Origin of the sequence: Mycobacterium interjectum, assembly GCF_900078675.2 — a bacterium.
Taxonomy (GTDB): domain Bacteria; phylum Actinomycetota; class Actinomycetes; order Mycobacteriales; family Mycobacteriaceae; genus Mycobacterium; species Mycobacterium interjectum.
Genome location: NZ_LT546237.1, coordinates 1,964,304 through 1,984,139, shown reverse-complemented (window position 1 = coordinate 1,984,139; position 19,836 = coordinate 1,964,304). Strand labels below are relative to the sequence as shown.

Genomic DNA, 19,836 nt, shown 5'->3' with positions numbered 1-19,836 from the left:
GAGCTACCCCGCGCACTGGTCCGCCCGGTCGGTGGGCGCCCTGGGCGCCGCGCTGGCCGGGGTGGCCGAATGGTCGGATCGCGCTCGGCGGCCGACGCTGATTCCCGACGCCGCGGCGGCGCTGGCCGCGGTGCGGACCAATCCGGGCATCAACGCGCGGGGCACCGTCGCCGTCTGCGATTTCGGCGGCAGCGGGACCAGCATCACGCTGATGGACGCGGCGGGCGACGAACCCCTCGCCCCGACGGTGCGGCATCACGACTTCTGCGGTGACATGATCGACCAGGCGTTGTTGACCGCCGCCGTGGCCAACATGCCGAGCACGGGCGCGTTCGCGTCGGGCACCTCCGCGATCGGCCCGCTGAGCCGGCTGCGCAGCGGGTGCCGCGCCGCCAAGGAGCGGCTCTCGTCGAACACGGTCGCCACCCTGTCCGACGTCCGGCTCACCAGGGACGAACTCGACGACGCGATCCGCGGGCCGCTGACCAACCTGCTGGCGATGCTGGATGATGCCNGATACGCCCACCCCTGCCGCCCCGCCGGCGACTCAGAACGCCCCGGCCGCGCCTGCGCCATCGCCCGCGCGCGCCCAGCCCGCGACTCCGCCGATCCTGCGAATCCCCGAGATCCCGCCGCTGCCACCAATCCCCGGGCTCAACGCGCCGATCCCCGGCTTCCCGGAGATCCCCACCCTAATCAGCCAGATCGCCCCGCGGGTGCACTGAATCGGGTTTCAGCTCAGTCCTTTTCGCCCTTGTTCTCCGCGGCCGAAGCTTTCCGCAGTTCCTCGTTGAGGGCCTTGTCCTTCTCGATCTGCTCTTTGCGGTCCTTGTCGTCACCGCTTTCGTCGGCCTTGGCTTGCTCCTCGGAACCGCCGTCGTCCGGAACCTGGTATTGCGGGTTGCCGTCCTCGTCGAGCCAGTCGTTGACCGCCGTGCCGGAAACCATGCCGCCCGAACCCGGCAACACCACGGTGGGCAGGTCCTGGTAGGCCTTCATCATCTCGGCGGCCTTCTCCTTGTGCCCCTCGTCGGGCTCGGGCTTTTCGGTCACCTGCCGGTCCTCTTCCTGACCGGCCTCTTTGTCTTGCTGCTTGTCGTCCTGCACGCTCATGCAGTTACCCCCTTGGAGTCGCAGTTCCGACCACCCCCGGGGGTTACCCGTTGCGCCGCTGTGTCGAAACTCTCGTCAGTCGGAGCGGCGGTTCTTGACCAGCACCACCGAGGCGAGCGGAATCCGCATCGGCTCCGGCGCGCTTGACAAATGTCCTGCGACGGCAGCCTCCAACCGGTCGGCGAACTCGACCGCCCGCGGGTCGTCGGCCACGCCGTTCAGGCCGCGCACCAGGGCGGGGAACAGTGCGGCCCGGGCGAATGCCGCCCATTGCGCACCGAAAGCGTCTGCGTCACCGTCAATTTGGTACCGGGCCCAGAATCGATCCTCGGCGTCGAACGTCTCGAGGTGCTCGATCGTGAGGCCCTCGAACCGGCCGCTCGGGGAGAACGGGGCGCGAAAGTCCCGCTCGCTGCGGCCGGATGTGGGAATGACCATGCGCCGAAGCTCATCCTCGCTGAGCAGGCCGTCGCGCACCTGATCGCCCAGCGCCGCGACGATCGCGTCGAGCAGCGTCTTGAAGCCGGGCTTGTCGTCCTCGTCGACACCCAGCGTCAGCACCACCAGCCGCCCCTCGGGGGCCAGCTCGCGCCCGCGGAACGCGACGAAATCGTGCCAGTCGGTGGCGGCCTGGTGGGTGTAGGCGGCGCGGGCCGCGTCGTCGCTGCTGTAGGCGGCGTGCACGTGATCGTGGAGCTCGTAGGGGATCCGGCTCACCCACTGGGTCGCCCACGACGTCCAGCCGAGGTTGACGGTCTTGGACGGCACGATCTGGCCAAAGAAGGACCGGCCGATCGCCGAGGCGAAACTCGTTGTGTCCGTGTGCAAATAGCTGTCCGGGTCGTCGGCCAGGGTTTGGAATAGCGCGGTGAAGTCGTTGCCCGGAACGTCGGTGTGCGCCACCAGGATTGCGTGGTCGGGCCGGGTGCGCCGGCGCAGCACCGCGATGGCCGCCGACAGCGGCTTCAGCGAGTTGTGCCCGTTGGCCGCGCCGTAGTCGGCGATGACGATCGGCTGCGGGGCCGCCGGGAGCGGCACCTGTTCCGCGGCCCGCTCGAACAGCGCGATGGCCTGCGCCAGGCCGGCGGCCTGCAGCCGCGACGATTGGGTGTAGTTGGCGCTGTCCGTCGGCTCGGGCCGGACCACGATGCTCGATTCGGGCAGACGAGGTTCCGGCCGCATGCACCAACGATAGTCAGTCCGCCTTGGGGTAGCTCACCCCGGTGAGCTGCTCGGACAGCTCCCACAGCCGACGGCAGTCGTCCTCGTTGCGCGCGCGCTCGGGCACCCTGGCCGGCCGGACGCCGCCGCCGGCCAGCTCCTGGAACCCGCGGGGACCGTAGAACGCGCCACCCTCGGCGTGCGGCGCGGCGGCCGCATACAGCGCGGGCAGGATGCCCTCGTCGATCTCCTGCCACAAAAACGGCGTGAACCGCCACGACGCCTTGTAGAGGCGCTCCATCAGCGCCGGCTTCTCGCGGCCGTGCGAGGGCCCGGCGACCTGCAGGTTCGTCTTGGTCAGCCCGGGGTGCGCGGCGTTGGACGTGATACCCCAACGGCCCGCGCGGCTGCGCCGGTCGAGTTCGAGGGCGAACATCAACACCGCCAGCTTGGACTGCCCGTAGGCCGACATGGCGGCGTAGGACTTCTCGAACTGCGGGTCGTCGAAGTGGATCTTGCCGCTCTGGCGGGCCGCGAGGCTGCTCAGCGAGACGACGCGGGATTTGCCGGCGGCGCGCAGCAGCGGCAGCACGTGCCCGGTCAGTGCAAAGTGCCCGAGATGGTTGCTGCCGAACTGCAATTCGAAACCGTCGGCGGTGGTGTCGCGTTCCGGCGGCGTCATGACGCCGGCGTTGTTGATCAGGATGTCGATCGGGCGGCCCTCGGCGTTGAGTTGTTCGCCCAGCGCGGCGACGGACGCCAGCGACGACAGGTCGAGGGCTTTGATGGTCAGCTTCGCGTCGGGGACCGTCGCGCGGATTTCCTCGATCGCCCTTTCCCCCTTGGCGCGGTTGCGGATCGCCATGACGACGTCGGCTCCGGCGGCCGACAGGCGCCGGGCGAGCCCGAACCCCAGGCCGCTGTTGGCCCCGGTGACGATTGCCAGCTTCCCCGACAGGTCGGGAACCGTGGCGACGAGATCGTTGGCCATGCGTAGCACTCCTTTCGTATGCGCCCTGGTCACAGTGTGCACTTCGTCTCGGCCCGTCGACAGTGGCATCGCCTGAGCCTCGGTGACACACTTCCTGGATGAACAGCAGGCGGCTCGCCAAGGTTTCGCTGGCCGTCGCCGTGGTGCTGATGATCGTGTCGGTGGGCGGGTTCATCGTCGCCCTGGTGCTCAACGCGTTCTTCCTGGACAAGTACAACGCCTACGGCGAGGTGCCGATCCCGGGAACGGGCAGCGTCTACCTGCCCGCCGGCGAGGTCACCGTCAGCCTGCACACCGTCGTCGTCGGCAGCCCCAACGGCGGGCTGCCGGTGCCGCCGCTGGGTGTGACGATCGCGCCACCCGAAGGCGCGGCGCAACCCGCGTTGAACGAAAGCATCGGCAGCACAACGACCGTCAACAACGACGCGCACGTGCGGGTGTGGGTGGCCCAGATCCCCGTCAGCGGCAACTACAACATCACCACCGACGGCCAGGTCAACGGGTACATCAACCCGCGGCTGGCCTTCGGCCACAAGAGTTCCTACGGCTTTTTGGTGTGGTTGTTCGTCGGGCTTTTCGTGGTGGGGCTGGTCGATTCGATTCTGTCCGGGCTGTGGTTGGGCCGCACCCGGCGCCGCGCAGTGGTGGCGGCCAACCCGTATTACCCGCCGCCCGTCGCAGCGCCGGCCGGGCCCGTGGAGCCCAGCGGCGAGGGGGTGCGCCTCGAGCGGCTCAAAACCCTGGCGGCGCTGCGGGATTCCGGGGCGCTGACCGACGAGGAATTCGAGGCCGAGAAGCGCCGGATCCTCGAGGGGCACTAGCTCTTTTGGCTCGCGAGCGTGCGTGTTGGTACGGCGACACGCCGGTGCGGCCGGCATTTTGCGCACGCTCGCGGCAGAGTGGTGGCGTAAGTGGTGGCGTAAGTGGCGGCGGAGTGGCGCCTCAGTGGCCGCGGGCCACCCACTCCTCGTAGTGGACGATCTCGTCGCCGATCATGGTGCTGTCGCCGTGACCGGTGTGCACGATGGTGTCGCCGGGCAGCGTGCCCAGCCGCTCGGAGATGGAGTGCAGGATCGTCGGGAAGTCGGAGTAGGAGCGCCCCGTCGCGCCGGGGCCGCCGGCGAACAGGGTGTCGCCGCTGAACACGACGCCCAGGTCGTGCACGTACCAGCACACCGATCCGGGGGAGTGGCCCGGGGTGTGCAGCGCCGTCAGCTCGGTGCCGCCGACGCTCAGCCTCGCACCGTCGGAAAAGCTGCGAAAGTCCTCGTCCGGGTGGGTCATTCGCCACAGCACCTCGTCGGCCGGGTGCAGCAGTACCGGTGCGTCGAGCGTCTTACCCAGTTCGGGGGCCACCGTGACGTGGTCGTTGTGCCCGTGCGTGCACACCACCGCCACCACGTGGCGGCCGCCCACCGCGTCGACGATCGGCGCCGCGTCATGGGCGGCGTCGAAAACCACGACGTTCGAATTGTCGCCGATGAGCCAGATGTTGTTGTCGACTTCCCAACTGCCGCCGTCTAATTCGAAGGTGCCGTGCGTGACCACCCGATCGATCGTCACCATTACAGGATCACCACCGAACGCAGCACCTTGCCGCCGTGCATCTTGTGGAAGGCCTCCTCGACGCCGCCGAGGCCGATGCGCTCGGAGACGAACTTGTCCAGCGGCAGCCGGCCCTGCAGGTACAGGTCGATCAGGGTGGGGAAGTCGCGCTCGGGCAGGCAGTCGCCGTACCACGACGACTTCAGCGACCCGCCGTGGCTGAAGAAGTCCAGCAGCGGCATCTCCAGCTGCATGTCGGGCGTCGGAACCCCCACCAGCACAACGGTTCCGGCGAGGTCTCGGGCGTAGAACGCCTGCTTCCACGTTTCGGGCCGGCCCACCGCGTCGATCGCCACGTCGACGCCGAAGCCCTCGGTGAGGTCCTGGATGGTCTTGACGACGTCGAATTCGCGGGCGTTGACCGTGTGTGTGGCGCCGAACTTGCGGGCCCAGTCCAGTTTGGTGTTGTCGGTATCCACGGCGATGATCTGCCGGGCGCCGACCAGCGCGGCGCCGGCGATCGCGGCGTCGCCCACGCCGCCGCAGCCGATCACGGCGACGGTGTCGTCGCGGGTGATGGCCCCGGTGTTGATCGCGGCGCCCAGCCCGGCCATCACGCCGCAGCCCAGCAGGCCCGCGACCGCCGGGTCGGCCTGGCGGTCGACCTTGGTGCATTGCCCGGCGTGCACCAGCGTCTTGTCGGCGAACGCCCCGATGCCCAGCGCGGGGGTGAGCTCGGTGCCGTCGGTCAGCGTCATCTTCTGCGCGGCGTTGAAGCTGCTGAAGCAGTATTGCGGCCGGCCGCGCTTGCAGGCCCGGCACTGACCGCACACCGCGCGCCAGTTCAGGATCACGAAGTCGCCCGGCTCGACGTTCGTCACGCCCGGCCCGACCGCCTCGACGGTGCCGGCCGCCTCGTGGCCGAGCAAAAACGGGTACTCGTCGTTGATGCCGCCCTCGCGGTAGGTCAGGTCGGTGTGGCACACGCCGCAGGCGATGATGTCGACCAGCGCCTCGCCGGGCCCGGGGTCCGGGACGACGATGTCCACCAGCTCGACGGGTTCGCCCTTCTTGCGTGAAATCACTCCGCGCACTGTCTGACTCATGCGCTCCAACCTACGGTGTAGCGTCTGCAGAGCGTGACGGCACCTGAAACCACCTCGGAAACCACCGAAGATTTCGCCGGGCGGATGGTCGCGGCCATCGACGGCGCGAGCCTCACGATCCTGCTGAGCATCGGGCATCAGACCGGCCTGCTCGACACCATGGCCGGGCTGCCGCCGGCCACCAGCGCGCAGATCGCCGAGGCCGCCGGGCTCAACGAACGCTACGTGCGGGAGTGGCTGGCAGGCATGACCGCCGGGCACGTCATCGACTACGACGCCAACGCCGGCACCTACTCGTTGCCCGCGCACCGGGCCGGCGTGCTCACCCGTGCGGCGGGCCCGGACAACCTGGCCCTGGTGGCCCTGTTCCTTCCGCAGCTCGGCGAGGTCGAGCAGAAAATCGTCGGTTGCTTCCGGGAGGGCGGCGGGCTGCCCTACAGCGAATTCCCGCGCTTCCACACGCTGATGGCCGAGCAGAGCGCCGCGGTGTTCGACATCGCGCTCGTCGACGTCGTGCTGCCCTTGGTCGACGGCCTGCCCGAACGGCTGCGTGCCGGCGCCGACGTCGCCGACTTCGGCTGCGGCAGCGGCCACGCCATCAACGTGATGGCCCAGGCGTTTCCGGCGAGCCGGTTCACCGGCATCGACTTCTCCGACGAGGCCGTCGCGGCCGGCGTCGCCGAGGCCGCGAGCCTCGGATTGACGAACGCCACCTTCGAGGGCCACAACCTGGCACACCTGGACAAGCGCGAGGCCTACGACGTCATCACCGTGTTCGACGCCATCCACGATCAGGCGCATCCGGCGCGGGTGCTGGAGAACATCTACCGCGCGCTGCGGCCGGGCGGGGTCTTGCTGATGGCCGACATCAAGGCGTCGAGCCGGCTGGAGGAGAACGTCGGGATCCCGATGAGCACCTACCTCTACACCGTCTCGCTGATGCACTGCATGACGGTGTCGCTGGCGCTGGACGGCGCCGGGCTGGGCACCGCGTGGGGCACGCAGCTGGCCACCTCGATGCTCGGCGACGCCGGGTTCGGCGACATCCGGGTGGCCGAGATCGACTCGGACCCGATCAACAACTACTACATCGCCCGGAAGTGACGCCCGGCCACGACGCCCTGGACGCCATCGCCGACTGGCCGGTGACGGCCGCCGCGGCCGCCGTCGTCGGGCCCGACGGGGTGCTGGCCACCCACGGCGACACCGAGCGGGTCTTCGAGCTGGCGTCGGTCACCAAGCCGCTGGTGGCCCGGGCCGCGCACGTCGCGATCGAGGAGGGTGTCGTCGAGCTGGACACCCCGGCCGGCCCGCCCGGGTCCACGATCCGCCACCTGCTGGCACACGCGTCGGGCCTGGCGATGCACAACGACCGCGTGCTGGCCAAGCCGGGCACGCGGCGGATGTATTCCAACTACGGGTTCGGCGTGCTGGCCCGGGTGATCGAGGCGGAGTCGGGGATCGAATTCGGCCGCTACCTCGCCGAGGCGGTGTGCGAGCCGCTGGGCCTGGCGGCCACCCGGCTGACCGGCGGAGCCGATGCCGCCGGGTTCGGCGCGACGTCGACGGTCGCCGACCTGGCGGTTTTCGCCGGCGACCTGCTGCGGCCGGCGACGGTCTCGGCCGAGCTGCACGCCGAGGCCACGACCGTGCAGTTTCCCGGCCTGGACGGGGTGCTGCCCGGCTACGGCGTGCAGCGGCCCAACGATTGGGGGCTGGGTTTCGAGATCAGGGACGCCAAGTCGCCGCACTGGACGGGCGCGCGCAACTCGGGGCGCACGTACGGCCATTTCGGTCAGGCGGGCGGGTTCATCTGGGCCGATCCCGAGGCCGACCGCGCGCTGGTGGTCCTCACGGACCGCGATTTCGGGGAGTGGGCGCTACGGCCGTGGCCTGCACTTTCGGACTTGGTGCTGGCCGAGTGATATTTAGCCACTCCGCACACTAGCGCAACAGGGGTATCAGAGGGCACAATAGACACGCAGGACACAATAATTTAGCAATTATCCGCAAGCTATCTCCGCTTCGAGCGGTCCACCAGGTCGTTGGGGAAGACGTCCCTCGTGGAACCGAAGGAGCAAGAGATGCGTGCGTCGAACCAATTTGCCGACGTGACGACCGGTGTGGTGTACGTCCATGCCTCGCCCGCCGCGGTGTGCCCGCATGTCGAGTGGGCGTTGTCGTCGACCCTGCAGTCCAAGGCCAACCTGGTCTGGACGCCGCAGCCGGCGATGCCCGGGCAGCTGCGCGCGGTCACCAACTGGGTCGGGCCGGTGGGCACCGGCGCCCGGTTGGCCAACGCCCTGCGCTCCTGGTCGGTGCTGCGCTTCGAGGTCACCGAGGATCCCAGCCCCGGCGTCGACGGCCACCGGTTCAGCCACACCCCGCAACTGGGCCTGTGGAGCGGGTCGATGAGCGCCAACGGCGACATCATGGTCGGCGAGATGCGGCTGCGCGCGATGATGGCCCAGGGCGCCGACACGCTCGCCGCCGAGCTGGACTCGGTGCTGGGAACGGCGTGGGACGAGGCGCTCGAGGTCTATCGCGACGGCGGCGACGCCGGCGAGCTGACCTGGCTCAACCGGGGTGTCGGCTAGTGTCTTCGGACCGATAGGCGACTGTGGATTTCGGTAGCGCATGCGCTACCGAAATCGAAGATCCACTAATGGTCTTGATAGGCCCGCGGCCGCAGGATCTGCAGCGCCGCGGGCACCGCGGAAATCTCGGCGGGCAGCGCGCACGCGAAGTCGCCGTCGGCGTAGACGTTGATGCCGGGGCACTCGACGTGGATCGACGCGGCCCGCGCGGTGGTCACCTCGTCGAGGTCGACGTGCGTGCCCTTCATGACGGTGGGGAACAGGCGGACCAGCTTCGTCCGCGACGCCGAATGGGCCATGGTGATGTCGAGCAGGCCGTCGGTGGGGTCGGCGTTGGGACAGATCAGCAGCCCGCCGCCGTAGCTGCGGGTATTGCCGAAGGCCGCCAGCGTGATGTCGGCGTCGATCTCCTTGGTGCCGTCGAGCACCAGCCGGAACGGCAGCAGCCGCAGCTGTGACAGCTCGGCCAGCATCGCGATGTAGTAGCGCAACCGCCCGTGCGGCCAGGTCATCCTGTTGGCGCGGTCGGTCACCAGGGAGTCGAAGCCGGTGGCCGCGACGGTGCCGAACCACTTCTCGGCGTCACCCCACCGGATCCGGCCCAGGTCAATGGTTTCCGTCCAGCCGTCGGCGACGACGTCCGCCGCGGCCGCGGGATCCTTTGTGGGGATGCCGAATTCACGGGCGTGGTCGTTGCCGGTGCCGGCCGGGACGATGCCCAGCGGAACGTGGCTGCCCGCCAGCACCTGCAGCGCGTTGGAGACCACGCCGTCGCCGCCGGTGACCATCACCGCGTCGGTTCCCCTTTCGAGTTCGGAAGCGACGAGGTGGCGCGCGTCCTCGGCGTCGTCGCCGATGATCTCGGTGACCTGCACATCCCGCTCGTGCAGGCGGCCGATCGCGATCTGGGCCGCACGTATCGCGGCGCCGTGGCCCGAGACGGGATTGGTTAGCGCGGTGACTTTGCCGACCTCGCGGCGGATCACGGAATCAGCTTGCCGGGGTTGAGGATTCCGGCCGGGTCGAGCGTCGCCTTGACCGCGCGCAACACCTGGACGCCCAGTTCGCCGACCTCGGCGCGCATCCAGGGCCGGTGGTCGGCGCCGACGGCATGGTGGTGGGTGATGGTGCCGCCGTGGGCGATGATGGCGTCCGAGGCGGCCTTCTTGGCGGCCCGCCATTGGTCGATCGGGTTGCCCCGCTGCCCGGCGACGATGGTGAAGTACAGCGAGGCGCCGGTGGGGTAGACGTGCGAGATGTGGCACATCACCAGCGCCGGGGTGCCCGACTCGGCCAGCGCGCTCGTAAGAGCTTGCGTGACAGCGGCTTTCAGCGTCGACACATTGGACCAGTCGGTGGCCGTCTCGAGCGTCTCGCAGAGCGCGCCCGCGGACAACAGCGAGTCGCGCAGATACGGCGCGCCGAACCGGCCGCGCTCCCAGGCCCGCGCCGGCCCCTCGCCCAGCGACCTGCCGCCCCGCGCCGCCAGCAGGGCGCGGGTTTCGGCATGCCGGTGATCGACGTGTTCCTTGGTGCCCTCGAACACGGTGAGCCCCAGGCACCCGCCGGTGACCTGGCTTTCGCCGATCGCCTCGGTGGTGGCCAGGTTGACCCCGGTCTCGACCTCGTCGGAGAGCCGGATGACGGTGGGGCCGGTGCCGATCTGGGTGACGGCGCGCAGCGCCGCGGCGCCGGTCTCGAAATCGGGGAACGACCACGCCTCGTAGGCGACGGCCTCGGGGATGCGGTGCACGCGCAGCCGCACCCGGGTGATGACGCCGAAGGTGCCCTCCGAGCCGAGCAGCAGCTGGCGCAGGTCGGGGCCTGCGGCCGATGCCGGCGCGCGGCCCAGCTCCAGCGTGCCCACCGGGGTGACCATGCGCAGGCCGCGCACCATGTCGTCGAACCGGCCGTAGCCCGCCGAGTCCTGACCCGACGATCGCGTCGCGGCGAAGCCGCCGATGGTGGCGTACTCGAAGCTCTGCGGGAAATGCCCGAGCGAAAAGCCGCGCGCGCCGAGCAGGCGTTCGGCGTCCGGGCCGGTGACTCCGGCGCCGAGGACGGCCTGTCCGGACACGTCGTCGAGCTCGATCAGCTGGTCGAATCGCCGCAGGTCGAGCGAGACCACGGCGTCGAACTCGCCGCGGGTGGGGTCGAGGCCGCCGACCACGTTGGTGCCCCCGCCGAACGGGATCACCGCGATGCGGTGCTCGGAGCAGTAGCGCAGGATCGCGGCGACCGCGTCGTCGTCCCCGGGCAGCAGGACGGCATCGGGCGCGTCCTGGACGCCGGCGTCCCTGCGTCGTAGCAGGTCGAGGGTGGATTTTCCGCCGGCGCGCAGCAGCCGGTCGCGGTCGTCGGTGCGGCAGTGTTCGGCGCCGACGATGCCGGCCAGCGCGTCTTTGTCGGCCGGCGACAACGCCGACGGGCGCAGCCTCACGTCGTCGGCGCCGATTTCGGTTTCGCCCGAATCCTGCAGTCCCACAGCCTGTTTCAGCAGGGAGCGGATGCCCTCCGAGAGGGGCTTCGCCGCGGCGGGGTCCCCCCACGCGTTCCATTTCATCGGCGGGAGGAGGTCATCGGCGTGCGTCATGCGTTACAGTATTACACATGCTGTCAATCAGTAACGCTGCGTCGGATACCGGGGACCGGATCCTGGCGGCGGCGGCCAGCTGCGTCGTCGATTTCGGGGTGGACCGGGTGACCCTGGCGGAAATCGCGCGCCGGGCGGGCGTCAGCCGGCCGACGGTGTACCGCCGCTGGCCGGACACCAAGTCGATCGTGGCGGCGCTGCTGACCCGGCACATCACCGGCGTGATGCGCGACGCGCCGTTGCTCGGCGACGACCGGGAATCGCTGGTGCGACAGATCGTCACGGTGGCCGACCTGCTGCGCCGGGACGACCTGGTGATGTCGGTGCTGCACTCGGAACTGGCGCCGATCTACATCACCGAACGCCTCGGGGCCAGCCAGCGGCTGCTGATCGACGCCCTGGCCGAGCGGCTGCGCGCGGCCCAGCGCCACGGCAGCGTCCGCGCCGGGAACCCGCTGCAGATGGCGACCATGGTGCTGCTCATCGCCCAGTCGACCATCCAGTCCGAACGCATCGTCCGGCCGATCCTGGACGCCGGCGCGCTGGCCGCCGAACTCGCCTACTCGCTGAACGGATACCTGTCGTGAACCTTTCCGCGTTGAACGCCGCGCGCCGCGCCGCCGACCTGAGCGCCCTGGCCGACGGCGCGCCGCTGGACGTCGTCGTGATCGGTGGCGGCATCACCGGCGTCGGGATCGCGCTGGACGCCGCCTCGCGCGGCCTGCGGGTGGCGCTGGTGGAGAAGCACGACCTGGCGTTTGGCACCAGCCGATGGAGTTCCAAGCTGGTGCACGGCGGCCTGCGCTACCTGGCGAGCGGCAACGTGGGCATCGCCCGGCGCAGCGCCGTCGAACGCGGAATCCTGATGACGCGCAACGCCCCTCATCTCGTTCACCCGATGCCGCAGCTGGTGCCGCTGCTGCCGTCGATGAGCCGCGGCAAGCGGGCGTTGGTGCGCGCCGGGTTCCTGGCCGGCGACGGGTTGCGGGCGCTGGCGGGTACGCCGTCGTCGGTGCTGCCGCGGTCGCGGCGGGTCTCGGCGCGGCGCGTCGTGGAGATGGCGCCCACGGTGCGGCGCGACGGCCTCGACGGCGGCTTTCTGGCGTACGACGGGCAATTGATCGACGACGCCCGGCTGGTGACCGCGGTCGCGCGCACCGCGGCGCAGCACGGCGCCCGCATCCTGACCTATGTCGCGGCGTCCGAGGCGACGGGCACCTCGGTGCGGTTGACCGATCAGCGCACCGGGCAGTCGTTCGACGTCTCGGCCCGCGCGGTGATCAACGCGGCCGGGGTGTGGGCGGCCGAGATCGACGATTCGTTGCGGCTGCGGCCCAGCCGCGGGACACACCTCGTCTTCGATGCTCATGCGTTCGGGAATCCGACTGCGGCCCTTACGGTTCCGATTCCCGGCGAACTCAACCGCTTCGTGTTCGCCATGCCCGAGCAGCTGGGCCGGGTTTATCTCGGTCTGACCGACGAAGACGCGCCCGGCCCGATCCCCGACGTGCCCGAACCGTCCGGCGACGAGATCGCGTTCCTGCTGGACACGGTGAACACGGCGTTGGGGACTTCACTCGGCACCACGGACGTGATCGGCGCCTACGCCGGTCTGCGGCCGCTGATCGACACCGGTGAGGGCCGCACCGCCGACGTGTCGCGCGAGCACGCCGTCATCGAGTNGGGTTGCCCGCGTCGCTGGTGGCGCGGTACGGCGCCGAGGCGTTCGGCGTCATCGCGAACGCGACGTGCGACCGCCCGGCCGAGCCCGTCGCCGAGGGCATCGACGTGACCAGGGCGGAGTTCGAGTACGCGGTGACGCACGAGGGCGCGCTGGACGTCGACGACATCGTGGATCGGCGGACGCGGATCGGCCTGGTGGCCCAGGATCGCGAGCGGGTGGTCGCCGTAGCGGGGGACTTTGTCGCTGGCTTCGTAAAATGATAGCAGCTATCATTTCAATGTGACTTCCACATTGAGGGTGCCGGTGCTGGTGGTGGGCGCGGGCGCCGCCGGCCTGGCAACCGCTGCGCTGCTCGCCAAACATGGCGTTAACTCGCTGCTGGTCGAAAAGCGCAGCGAGGTCTTCATCTATCCGAAGGCGCGCAATTTGAGCTTCCGCAGCCTGGAGATCCTGCGAGGTCTGGGACTGACCGACGAGGTCCACGCGATCGCCGATGGCGTTTCGGACATGCGGAGCAAGCCGACGCTCAGCAGCGCCGAAGAGCACCAGGCGCTCGACGTCAACGCCATCTTCTCGCCGTTCAGGGATCTGAGCCCCGAGCCCGGCGGGCAATACTGTCCGCAGAGCGCGTTCGAACCGATCCTGGCCGCGTATACCCGCCGGCACGGTAGCCAGGCGCGCTACGCCACCGAATTGTGTTCGTTCGAACAAGACGAAAGCGGCGTCACCGCGGTGGTACGTGACCGGGAGTCGGGCGCGACGCAGGCGGTACGCGCCGCCTATCTCGTCGCCGCCGACGGCGTGCACAGCCCGGTCCGCGACGCCCTCGGCGTGACGGCCTCCGGCTATGGGGCGCTGCCGATCTATGTCGTCTTCATTTACTTCCGGGGCCCGTGGCGAAAGTTTGTCCCACAGCTGCGCGGCGGCGACGGCGTCCAGGTCAAAAACCCCGACGTGGAGGGCATCTTTCTGCCGGTGCGCGACGACTTCGGCATGTTCATCACCACGTATTTTCCCGACCGCGGGGAGACCGCCGATCAGTTCACCGCATCGCGGTGCCGAGACCTGCTGACGAAAGCGATCGGTAAGCCGATCGACCTGGAGGTCATCGACATCGCGCCGTGGCAGCCCTACGAGCGGGTGGCCGACCAATTCCAATGCGGCCGAATCTTTCTCGTCGGCGACTCGGCCCACACCATGCCTCCATTCAAGGCCGGCGGGGCCAACACCGCCATCCAGAGCGCGCACAACCTGGCCTGGAAGCTGGCCGCCGTCTTGAACGGGACGGCCGGCCCGGGCCTGCTCACCACCTACCACGCCGAAAGACACCCGGTGGGGCGCTTCAATGCGCGCCAGTCGCTGACGGGCCCATCGCTGGCCTTTCTCCGGTTGGACGACGACCGACCGCTATTGCCCGCTGACGAAGAGGTGCCGATGTTCCCCCTGCTGATCGGCTACCAATACCGCTCGGCCGCAGTGGTTTCCGATTATCCCGTTCCGGCGCGTCCGGACGCCGTGTCACTGGTGCAGGAATTGCGCGGGCAACCGGGCACCCGCGTCCCGCACGCCTGGGTGGTCGACGGCGGGAAGCGGGTCTCCACCCTCGATCTGCTCGGTCCCGGCTTCACGTTGTTGACTGGAGACGACGATGCCGGATGGTCTGACGCCGCAGCCTGCGTGTCGCAGGCCGAAGGCGTCCCGATCACCTTGCAGCGCATCGGAACTGCGCGCGACGGCGGCGGATCCTGGGTTGCCGCCACGGGTCTGGCGCCGGACGGGGCGTTGTTGGTGCGACCCGACGACTTCGTCGGCTGGCGCGCCGACAGGCTTCCGCGTTCGCCAAGAACCGACCTGGGCCGGGTGCTGGGTCAGATCCTCGCCCGGACACCATGAGCGGCGCGCCGAGCTCCGAAACGGTGGCCTGTCTCGGCTCGAGCACCACCGCGTCTAGGGGAACCTACAACTGGATCGGCGAGCTGGAAAAGCGGCCCCAAAACCGCCGATTTCGATTCGTCAATCTCGGTGTGGGCGGGGATCTGTCGTTCAATGCCGTCCGGCGCCTTGACCGAGTGATCGCACTGCGGCCAGACCGGGTCATCGTGCTCATCGGGACGAACGACGTCATGGCGAGTGTCTTTCCCAACTTTCGCCGATTCGCCCGGGTCTGGAAGCGACTCTCCGAAGAGCCGTCGCCGGCGCGGTTCGAACAGAACCTCGCGATCATCGTGCGCCGGCTGCAACGGGACGCCGATGCGCGGGTGGGGCTGAGTTCCCTTGCGCCGCTGGGCGAAGAGCCCGGTTCGTCCCATCCGGTTCAGGTGCGGCTCAACAGTCTGATCGCCACCTACAACGGCGTCATCCGCGAGGTCGCCTCGACGGCGTCTGCGCATTACATCCCGTTCTACGAGGCTTTCCAGGAGCGCCTCGCGCGGACGACGGCGACCAAACCGCTCACCCGTTTCTCGTTCGCGGCGCTCTACCGCGACTACCTATTGCGGGAAATGATTATGCGCCAAAGCTTTGACGAAATCTCCCGCAGCAACGGTTGGCAATTCCACATCGACGGCATTCACCTCAACACCGCGGGCGGGCGCATACTCACAGAAACCGTTCAGCAGTTCTTGGACGCCTGAAGGCGCTCGGCGAGCATCGTCGACCGGCCGCTCGCGGATAAGAGGTGCGTTACAGCGGGATGTTCTTGTGGCGGCCGCGGCGAACGGGCGCCTGCGCCAGCGCCTCGGTGAGCTTGCTGCGGGTGTGCGCCGGGTCGATCTTCTCGTCGACCACGCCGATCTCGATGGCGCTGTCCACGCCACCGGCGATCCGCTCGTGTTCGGCGGCCAATTCGTCGTGCAGCGCCTCGCGCTCGTGGTCGGGCGCGGCGGCCAGCTTCTTCTTGTGCAGGATGCCGACGGCGGCCTTGGCGCCCATCACCGCAACCTCCGCGTCCGGCCAGGCGAACACCTTGGTCGCGTTCAGCGAGCGGGAGTTCATCGCGATGTAGGCCCCGCCGTAGGTCTTTCGGGTGACCAGCGTGACGCGCGGCACGGTGCACTCGCCGAAGGCGTGCAGCAGCTTGGCGCCGCGGCGCACCACGCCGCCCCACTCCTGGTCGACGCCCGGCAGGTAGCCCGGCACGTCGACGACCACGATCAGCGGGATGCCGAAGGCGTCGCAGAGCCGCACGAAACGCGCGGCCTTCTCGGCGCTTTCGGAGTTCAGGCACCCGCCGAGTCGCAGCGGGTTGTTCGCCAGCACGCCGACCGTGCGGCCGGACAGCCGGCCCAGCCCGACCACCATCGACGGTGCCCAGTTGGCCTGGAACTCGTCAAAGGACGGCGTGCCGTCATCATTCGAGTCGAGGATCGCGGTCACGATCGGGTGCACGTCGTAGGCCCGCCGCGCCGACTCGGGCAGCAGCGCGTGGATGTCGGTGTCGCCGGCCTCGGCCTTGCTGCGGTCGAAATGACCCTGCTGGCAGAACAATCCGACCAACCGGCGGCCGCGCTCGTAGGCGTCGAGCTCGTCGTCGGCGACGATGTGGCACACCCCGGACTTCTTGTGGTGGGTCTCGGGGCCGCCGAGCGAGGCCATGTCGACGTCCTCGCCGGTGACGCTGCGCACCACGTCGGGGCCGGTGACGAACACCCGGCTCTCCGGCGCCATCACGATGACATCGGTCAGCGCGGGGCCGTAGGCGGCGCCGCCGGCGGCGAAACCGACGACGACCGAGACCTGCGGGATGTAGCCGGACGCGCGAATCATGGCCTCGAACACGGTGCCGACCGCGTGCAGCGCCTTGACGCCCTCGGCCAACCGCGCCCCACCCGAGTGCCAGATGCCCACGATCGGGCTCTGCTCCTCGATGGCCGTGTCGTAGGCGTTGACGATGTGCCTGCAGCCCTCGGTGCCCATCGCGCCGCCCATCACGGTGCCGTCGGTGCAGAACGCGATGGTGCGGATACCGTTCACGGTCCCCGCGGCGGACAGCACGCCCGAGCGGTCACGCTCGTGCAGGAGTTCCACGGTGCCGTCGTCGAAGAAGTTGCTCAGACGCAGCAACGGGTCCCGGGGGTCGAGCGACTCGCCAACCGACGCGGGGGCCATGATTGTCATCGCAGGTCTCCTGTTCCGAATGTGCTCGCCGATGAAGGCGGGGTCAGTACCGCCCGAAGGCGAGCGCGACGTTGTGGCCGCCAAATCCGAACGAGTTGTTGATCGCGTACTTGTAGTCGCCCGGGCGCGGCTTGCCTGCCACCACGTCCAAATCGATTTCCGGATCGAGGTTTTCCAGGTTCAGTGTGGGCGGAACCACCTGATCCCGCAATGCGAGGACGGTCAGGATCGACTCCACCGCGCCGACCGCACCCACCGAGTGGCCGAGTGCGGCCTTGGGCGCGTAGACCGCCGGCTTGTTGCTACCCAGCGCCTTCTTGATCGCCCGGCTCTCGGCCAGGTCGCCCACCGAGGTGCCGGTGGCGTGGGCGTTGACGTGGTCGATGTCGCCGGGTGTCAGGCCCGCGAGCTGAATCGCCCGGGAGATCGCGTGCCCGGCACGCTCGCCGTTGGGGTCCGGGGCCACCATGTGGTAGCCGTCGGAGGTGATGCTGGCCCCCATCACTCGCGCCAGAATGGTGGCGCCGCGCGCCTTGGCGTGCTCCTCGGTCTCGATCACCATGAGAGCCCCGGCCTCGCCGAACACGAAGCCGGTGCGGTCCCGGTCGAACGGGCGGCACGCGCCCACCGGGTCGTCGTTCTTGGTGGACATCACGATGCGCATCTGGGCGAACGCGGCGATCGGCACGGCCTCGATCTTGGTTTCGACGCCGCCGCAGATCGCGATGTCGGCCTCGCCGAACACGATGTTGCGCCACGCCTGGGCGATGCCTTCGGAACCCGACGCGCACGCCGAAACCGGCGTGATCACACCGGCTTTGGCGTGCCGTTCCAGACCCACCGCCGCCGCGGCGCCGTTGGGCATGTACTTCTGCACACCGAGCGGCGAGACGGCCCTGAGCCCACGGGCCCGCATGTCGTCGTAGCTGAAGACCATTTCCTCCGACGAGCCCATGCCCGTGCCGATGGAGACCATCAGCCGGTTGGTGTCGACCTCGGGCGAGCCGGCGTTCTCCCACACCCGCCGGCCCAGGATGGTCGACATCCGTTGCAGGTAGCCGGTCCGGCGCAGCTCGATGCGCGTCAACTGGCTGTCGAACTCTTCCAGCAGGTGTCCGCCGATTCGCACCGGGAGGTCGAATTCCTCGACGAACGGGTCGTCAAGGACGCGGATGCCGCTTTGCCTGTCCTGCAACAACTTCCAGGTGGTTTCGGCGTCCGTCGCCAGTGCGGTCGTCATGGCGATGCCAGTGACGACTACATTCGGGAGGCCTTTCCCGGTAACCAGCTCTGTCATGGGTCTTGCGAAGATTCCTTCCGTGCTTTTCCGGCTCTAGTAACGCCCGAACGCGAGCGCCACGTTGTGGCCGCCGAATCCGAACGAGTTGTTGATCGCGTAACGGATTTCGCCGTAGCGGGGTTCGCCCGCAACCACGTCAAGGTCGATTTCAGGGTCGGGTGTTTCGTAGTTGAGTGTCGGCGGTATCACGCCGTCCCGAAGGCTCAGCACCGTCAGGACGGATTCGAGCGCGCCGACCGCGCCGATGGAGTGGCCCAGCGCCGACTTCGGTGCGTAGACCGCGGCCTGCTCGCAGCCGGCCACCCGGATGGCGTTGGCCTCGGCGCTGTCACCGATCGGCGTCGCGGTCCCGTGCGCGTTGATGTGGTCAACGTCCTTGGGGGACAAGCCCGCAAGCTCCAGCGACCGCGTCATCGCCCGGCCGGCGCGCACGCCGTCCGCCGCGGGCGCCACCATGTGGAAGGCGTCCGAGGTGATGCCGGCGCCCAGCAGCCTGGCCAGCGGCTTGGCGCCGCGGGCCTTGGCGTGCTCCTCGGTCTCGATGAGCATCAGCGCCCCGGCCTCGCCGAACACGAAGCCGTCGCGGTCCTTGTCGAACGGGCGCGAGGCGCGCTCGGGCTCGTCGTTGCGGGTCGACATGGCCCGCATCATCGAGAACGCCGCGATGGGCAGCGCCTCGATGGGGCCCTCGACGCCGCCGCACACCGCGACGTCAGCGTCACCCATGACTATTTGACGCCACGCGTGCGCGATAGCCTCCGAGCCCGACGAACAGGCCGACACCGGGGTCATCACCCCGGCGCGCGCCCCGAGCTGCAGACCGACCACGGCGGCAGCACCGTTGGGCATGATCATCTGAACGGCGAGCGGCGACACCTTGCGGGGACCGCCCTCGTTCATCAGGTCATAGCTCTCGATGACCCGTTCGGCGCCACCCAGACCCGTGCCGACCACGACCGTGAAGCGGTCGGGGTCGACGTCCGGGCTGCCCGCGGTCTCCCAAAGCTGACCGGACAGCAACTTGCTCATCCGCTGGACGTAGGACATGCGGCGCAGGTCGAGCCGGCCCATGTGGTTGTCGACGGGCTCCTTGAGGTGTCCACCGATCTTGACGGGCAGGTCCCATTTGGTGACGAACTCGTCCTCGAGCACGCGGATGCCGCTTTCGCCGGCTAACAAACCCTTCCACGTGCTCTCGATGTCCGGCGCGATCGATGTCGTCGCCGTGACGGCGGTTACCACAACGCTGGGGTAACCGCCATTGGCAGTGGAAGGCTTGGTCACTTGCTGTCCGCTTCCAGCCTCGCCTTGACGTTGGCGACGGCTTCGGGGTTCTCGGTCTCCAGCTTGGCGCGCAGAGCCTCGGCGGCCTCGGGGTTCTCTTCCTCGAGCTTCTGGATGTAGGCGACCACGTCACCGACGGTGCGCAGACCGGCGAGATCCTCGTCGGGGATCTTGACGCCGTACTTGTCCTCGGTCTGCACCGCGATCTCGACCATCGACAGCGAGTCGATGTCCAGGTCGTCAACGAACGACTTCTCCGGGGTGACCTCGGACGGCTCAATACCGGTCACCTCTTCGATGATCTCGGCGATACCGGCGATGATTTCTTCCTGACTGACGGCCACGG

20 protein-coding genes and 1 pseudogene are annotated in these 19,836 nt (G+C 69.1%); 8 read left to right on the top strand and 13 right to left on the bottom strand.

Annotation, left to right across the window (positions count from 1 at the left end; translation table 11 throughout):
- Window positions 1-3: 3 nt before the first annotated feature.
- The 5 genes from BN4348_RS62835 to BN4348_RS43855 all read right to left on the bottom strand — a co-directional run bounded on the left by BN4348_RS62835 (window position 4) and on the right by BN4348_RS43855 (window position 3,265).
- Window positions 4-204 carry a hypothetical protein gene (locus BN4348_RS62835; RefSeq protein ID WP_066913576.1) on the bottom strand — a complete coding sequence of 67 codons (201 nt, stop codon included), beginning with the start codon at window positions 202-204 and terminating at the stop codon, window positions 4-6.
- A gap of 51 nt (window positions 205-255) precedes the next feature.
- Window positions 256-417, bottom strand: a complete 162-nt coding sequence (locus tag BN4348_RS62830) for a hypothetical protein (protein WP_160040464.1) — start codon at window positions 415-417, stop codon at window positions 256-258.
- Between the two features lie 321 nt (window positions 418-738).
- The gene (locus BN4348_RS43865) at window positions 739-1,113 is read right to left on the bottom strand and encodes a hypothetical protein (RefSeq protein WP_066913572.1); all 375 of its coding nucleotides are present in this window, start codon (window positions 1,111-1,113) and stop codon (window positions 739-741) included.
- A 75-nt stretch (window positions 1,114-1,188) separates the two neighbouring features.
- On the bottom strand, window positions 1,189-2,295 hold the full coding sequence (locus BN4348_RS43860) for a class I SAM-dependent methyltransferase (protein ID WP_066913570.1): 1,107 nt from the start codon (window positions 2,293-2,295) through the stop codon (window positions 1,189-1,191).
- Between the two features lie 13 nt (window positions 2,296-2,308).
- Window positions 2,309-3,265 (bottom strand): SDR family oxidoreductase, encoded by a 957-nt coding sequence (locus BN4348_RS43855; protein WP_066913568.1) that lies wholly within the window; start codon window positions 3,263-3,265, stop codon window positions 2,309-2,311.
- A 98-nt stretch (window positions 3,266-3,363) separates the two neighbouring features.
- Between BN4348_RS43855 and BN4348_RS43850 the strand changes: the two genes are divergently transcribed.
- Window positions 3,364-4,086 carry an SHOCT domain-containing protein gene (locus tag BN4348_RS43850; RefSeq protein WP_066913566.1) on the top strand — a complete coding sequence of 241 codons (723 nt, stop codon included), beginning with the start codon at window positions 3,364-3,366 and terminating at the stop codon, window positions 4,084-4,086.
- A 121-nt stretch (window positions 4,087-4,207) separates the two neighbouring features.
- Here BN4348_RS43850 and BN4348_RS43845 read toward each other — a convergent pair whose 3' ends face one another.
- Together BN4348_RS43845 and BN4348_RS43840 are read right to left on the bottom strand one after the other, a co-directional pair.
- The gene (locus tag BN4348_RS43845) at window positions 4,208-4,831 is read right to left on the bottom strand and encodes an MBL fold metallo-hydrolase (RefSeq protein ID WP_066913564.1); all 624 of its coding nucleotides are present in this window, start codon (window positions 4,829-4,831) and stop codon (window positions 4,208-4,210) included.
- Window positions 4,831-5,916 carry an S-(hydroxymethyl)mycothiol dehydrogenase gene (locus BN4348_RS43840; protein WP_066913562.1) on the bottom strand — a complete coding sequence of 362 codons (1,086 nt, stop codon included), beginning with the start codon at window positions 5,914-5,916 and terminating at the stop codon, window positions 4,831-4,833. Before BN4348_RS43840 ends, BN4348_RS43845 begins: the two co-directional genes overlap by 1 nt.
- An 84-nt stretch (window positions 5,917-6,000) precedes the next feature.
- On the opposite strand from BN4348_RS43840, the gene BN4348_RS43835 reads away from it, so the two are divergent.
- The 3 genes from BN4348_RS43835 to BN4348_RS43825 all read left to right on the top strand — a co-directional run bounded on the left by BN4348_RS43835 (window position 6,001) and on the right by BN4348_RS43825 (window position 8,513).
- Window positions 6,001-7,020, top strand: a complete 1,020-nt coding sequence (locus BN4348_RS43835) for a class I SAM-dependent methyltransferase (RefSeq protein WP_066913584.1) — start codon at window positions 6,001-6,003, stop codon at window positions 7,018-7,020.
- Window positions 7,021-7,037: 17 nt separating this feature from the next.
- Window positions 7,038-7,841, top strand: coding sequence for a serine hydrolase domain-containing protein (locus BN4348_RS43830; RefSeq protein ID WP_407937923.1), 804 nt, complete (start codon window positions 7,038-7,040; stop codon window positions 7,839-7,841).
- A gap of 159 nt (window positions 7,842-8,000) precedes the next feature.
- Complete coding sequence (locus tag BN4348_RS43825) at window positions 8,001-8,513, top strand: DUF3145 domain-containing protein (RefSeq protein ID WP_066913582.1); 513 nt, start codon at window positions 8,001-8,003, stop codon at window positions 8,511-8,513.
- A gap of 65 nt (window positions 8,514-8,578) precedes the next feature.
- On the opposite strand, the gene BN4348_RS43820 is transcribed toward BN4348_RS43825, so the two are convergent.
- Both BN4348_RS43820 and BN4348_RS43815 read right to left on the bottom strand, forming a co-directional pair.
- On the bottom strand, window positions 8,579-9,499 hold the full coding sequence (locus tag BN4348_RS43820; protein WP_066913558.1) for a diacylglycerol kinase: 921 nt from the start codon (window positions 9,497-9,499) through the stop codon (window positions 8,579-8,581).
- Complete coding sequence (locus tag BN4348_RS43815) at window positions 9,496-11,076, bottom strand: FAD-binding oxidoreductase (RefSeq protein WP_066913580.1); 1,581 nt, start codon at window positions 11,074-11,076, stop codon at window positions 9,496-9,498. Before BN4348_RS43815 ends, BN4348_RS43820 begins: the two co-directional genes overlap by 4 nt.
- A gap of 47 nt (window positions 11,077-11,123) precedes the next feature.
- Between BN4348_RS43815 and BN4348_RS43810 the strand changes: the two genes are divergently transcribed.
- The 4 genes and pseudogenes from BN4348_RS43810 to BN4348_RS43795 all read left to right on the top strand — a co-directional run bounded on the left by BN4348_RS43810 (window position 11,124) and on the right by BN4348_RS43795 (window position 15,423).
- The gene (locus tag BN4348_RS43810; protein WP_066913556.1) at window positions 11,124-11,693 is read left to right on the top strand and encodes a TetR/AcrR family transcriptional regulator; all 570 of its coding nucleotides are present in this window, start codon (window positions 11,124-11,126) and stop codon (window positions 11,691-11,693) included.
- Window positions 11,681-13,050: pseudogene (locus tag BN4348_RS43805) on the top strand (glycerol-3-phosphate dehydrogenase/oxidase). Before BN4348_RS43810 ends, BN4348_RS43805 begins: the two are co-directional and overlap by 13 nt.
- A gap of 19 nt (window positions 13,051-13,069) precedes the next feature.
- Complete coding sequence (locus tag BN4348_RS43800) at window positions 13,070-14,683, top strand: FAD-dependent monooxygenase (protein ID WP_066913554.1); 1,614 nt, start codon at window positions 13,070-13,072, stop codon at window positions 14,681-14,683.
- A complete protein-coding gene (locus BN4348_RS43795) occupies window positions 14,680-15,423 on the top strand; it encodes an SGNH/GDSL hydrolase family protein (protein ID WP_066913552.1) in 744 nt (247 codons plus the stop codon). Before BN4348_RS43800 ends, BN4348_RS43795 begins: the two co-directional genes overlap by 4 nt.
- A 49-nt stretch (window positions 15,424-15,472) precedes the next feature.
- Here the strand turns inward: BN4348_RS43795 and BN4348_RS43790 are convergent, their stop codons facing one another.
- The 4 genes from BN4348_RS43790 to acpM are packed head-to-tail and all read right to left on the bottom strand — an operon-like array spanning window position 15,473 to window position 19,834.
- On the bottom strand, window positions 15,473-16,906 hold the full coding sequence (locus BN4348_RS43790) for an acyl-CoA carboxylase subunit beta (protein WP_066913550.1): 1,434 nt from the start codon (window positions 16,904-16,906) through the stop codon (window positions 15,473-15,475).
- Window positions 16,907-16,949: 43 nt separating this feature from the next.
- A complete protein-coding gene (kasB, locus tag BN4348_RS43785; RefSeq protein ID WP_066913548.1) occupies window positions 16,950-18,203 on the bottom strand; it encodes a 3-oxoacyl-ACP synthase KasB in 1,254 nt (417 codons plus the stop codon).
- A gap of 36 nt (window positions 18,204-18,239) precedes the next feature.
- Window positions 18,240-19,490 (bottom strand): 3-oxoacyl-ACP synthase KasA, encoded by a 1,251-nt coding sequence (gene kasA, locus BN4348_RS43780; RefSeq protein WP_066913546.1) that lies wholly within the window; start codon window positions 19,488-19,490, stop codon window positions 18,240-18,242.
- Window positions 19,487-19,834 carry a meromycolate extension acyl carrier protein AcpM gene (acpM, locus tag BN4348_RS43775; RefSeq protein ID WP_003872368.1) on the bottom strand — a complete coding sequence of 116 codons (348 nt, stop codon included), beginning with the start codon at window positions 19,832-19,834 and terminating at the stop codon, window positions 19,487-19,489. Before acpM ends, kasA begins: the two co-directional genes overlap by 4 nt.
- Window positions 19,835-19,836 lie beyond the last annotated feature (2 nt).

Bases quoted from the DNA above. Each gene is read 5' to 3' on its own strand.
- kasB (WP_066913548.1), bottom strand. From the start codon at position 18,203: ATGACAGAGCTGGTTACCGGGAAAGGCCTCCCGAATGTAGTCGTCACT.
- BN4348_RS43790 (WP_066913550.1), bottom strand. From the start codon at position 16,906: ATGACAATCATGGCCCCCGCGTCGGTTGGCGAGTCGCTCGACCCCCGG.
- BN4348_RS43835 (WP_066913584.1), top strand. From the start codon at position 6,001: ATGGTCGCGGCCATCGACGGCGCGAGCCTCACGATCCTGCTGAGCATC.
- BN4348_RS43865 (WP_066913572.1), bottom strand. From the start codon at position 1,113: ATGAGCGTGCAGGACGACAAGCAGCAAGACAAAGAGGCCGGTCAGGAA.
- BN4348_RS43840 (WP_066913562.1), bottom strand. From the start codon at position 5,916: ATGAGTCAGACAGTGCGCGGAGTGATTTCACGCAAGAAGGGCGAACCC.
- BN4348_RS43810 (WP_066913556.1), top strand. From the start codon at position 11,124: ATGCTGTCAATCAGTAACGCTGCGTCGGATACCGGGGACCGGATCCTG.
- BN4348_RS62835 (WP_066913576.1), bottom strand. From the start codon at position 204: ATGCTGGTCCCGCTGCCGCCGAAATCGCAGACGGCGACGGTGCCCCGC.
- BN4348_RS43815 (WP_066913580.1), bottom strand. From the start codon at position 11,076: ATGAAATGGAACGCGTGGGGGGACCCCGCCGCGGCGAAGCCCCTCTCG.
- BN4348_RS43795 (WP_066913552.1), top strand. From the start codon at position 14,680: ATGAGCGGCGCGCCGAGCTCCGAAACGGTGGCCTGTCTCGGCTCGAGC.
- BN4348_RS43825 (WP_066913582.1), top strand. From the start codon at position 8,001: ATGCGTGCGTCGAACCAATTTGCCGACGTGACGACCGGTGTGGTGTAC.
- BN4348_RS43845 (WP_066913564.1), bottom strand. From the start codon at position 4,831: ATGGTGACGATCGATCGGGTGGTCACGCACGGCACCTTCGAATTAGAC.
- BN4348_RS43860 (WP_066913570.1), bottom strand. From the start codon at position 2,295: ATGCGGCCGGAACCTCGTCTGCCCGAATCGAGCATCGTGGTCCGGCCC.
- BN4348_RS43850 (WP_066913566.1), top strand. From the start codon at position 3,364: ATGAACAGCAGGCGGCTCGCCAAGGTTTCGCTGGCCGTCGCCGTGGTG.
- BN4348_RS43855 (WP_066913568.1), bottom strand. From the start codon at position 3,265: ATGGCCAACGATCTCGTCGCCACGGTTCCCGACCTGTCGGGGAAGCTG.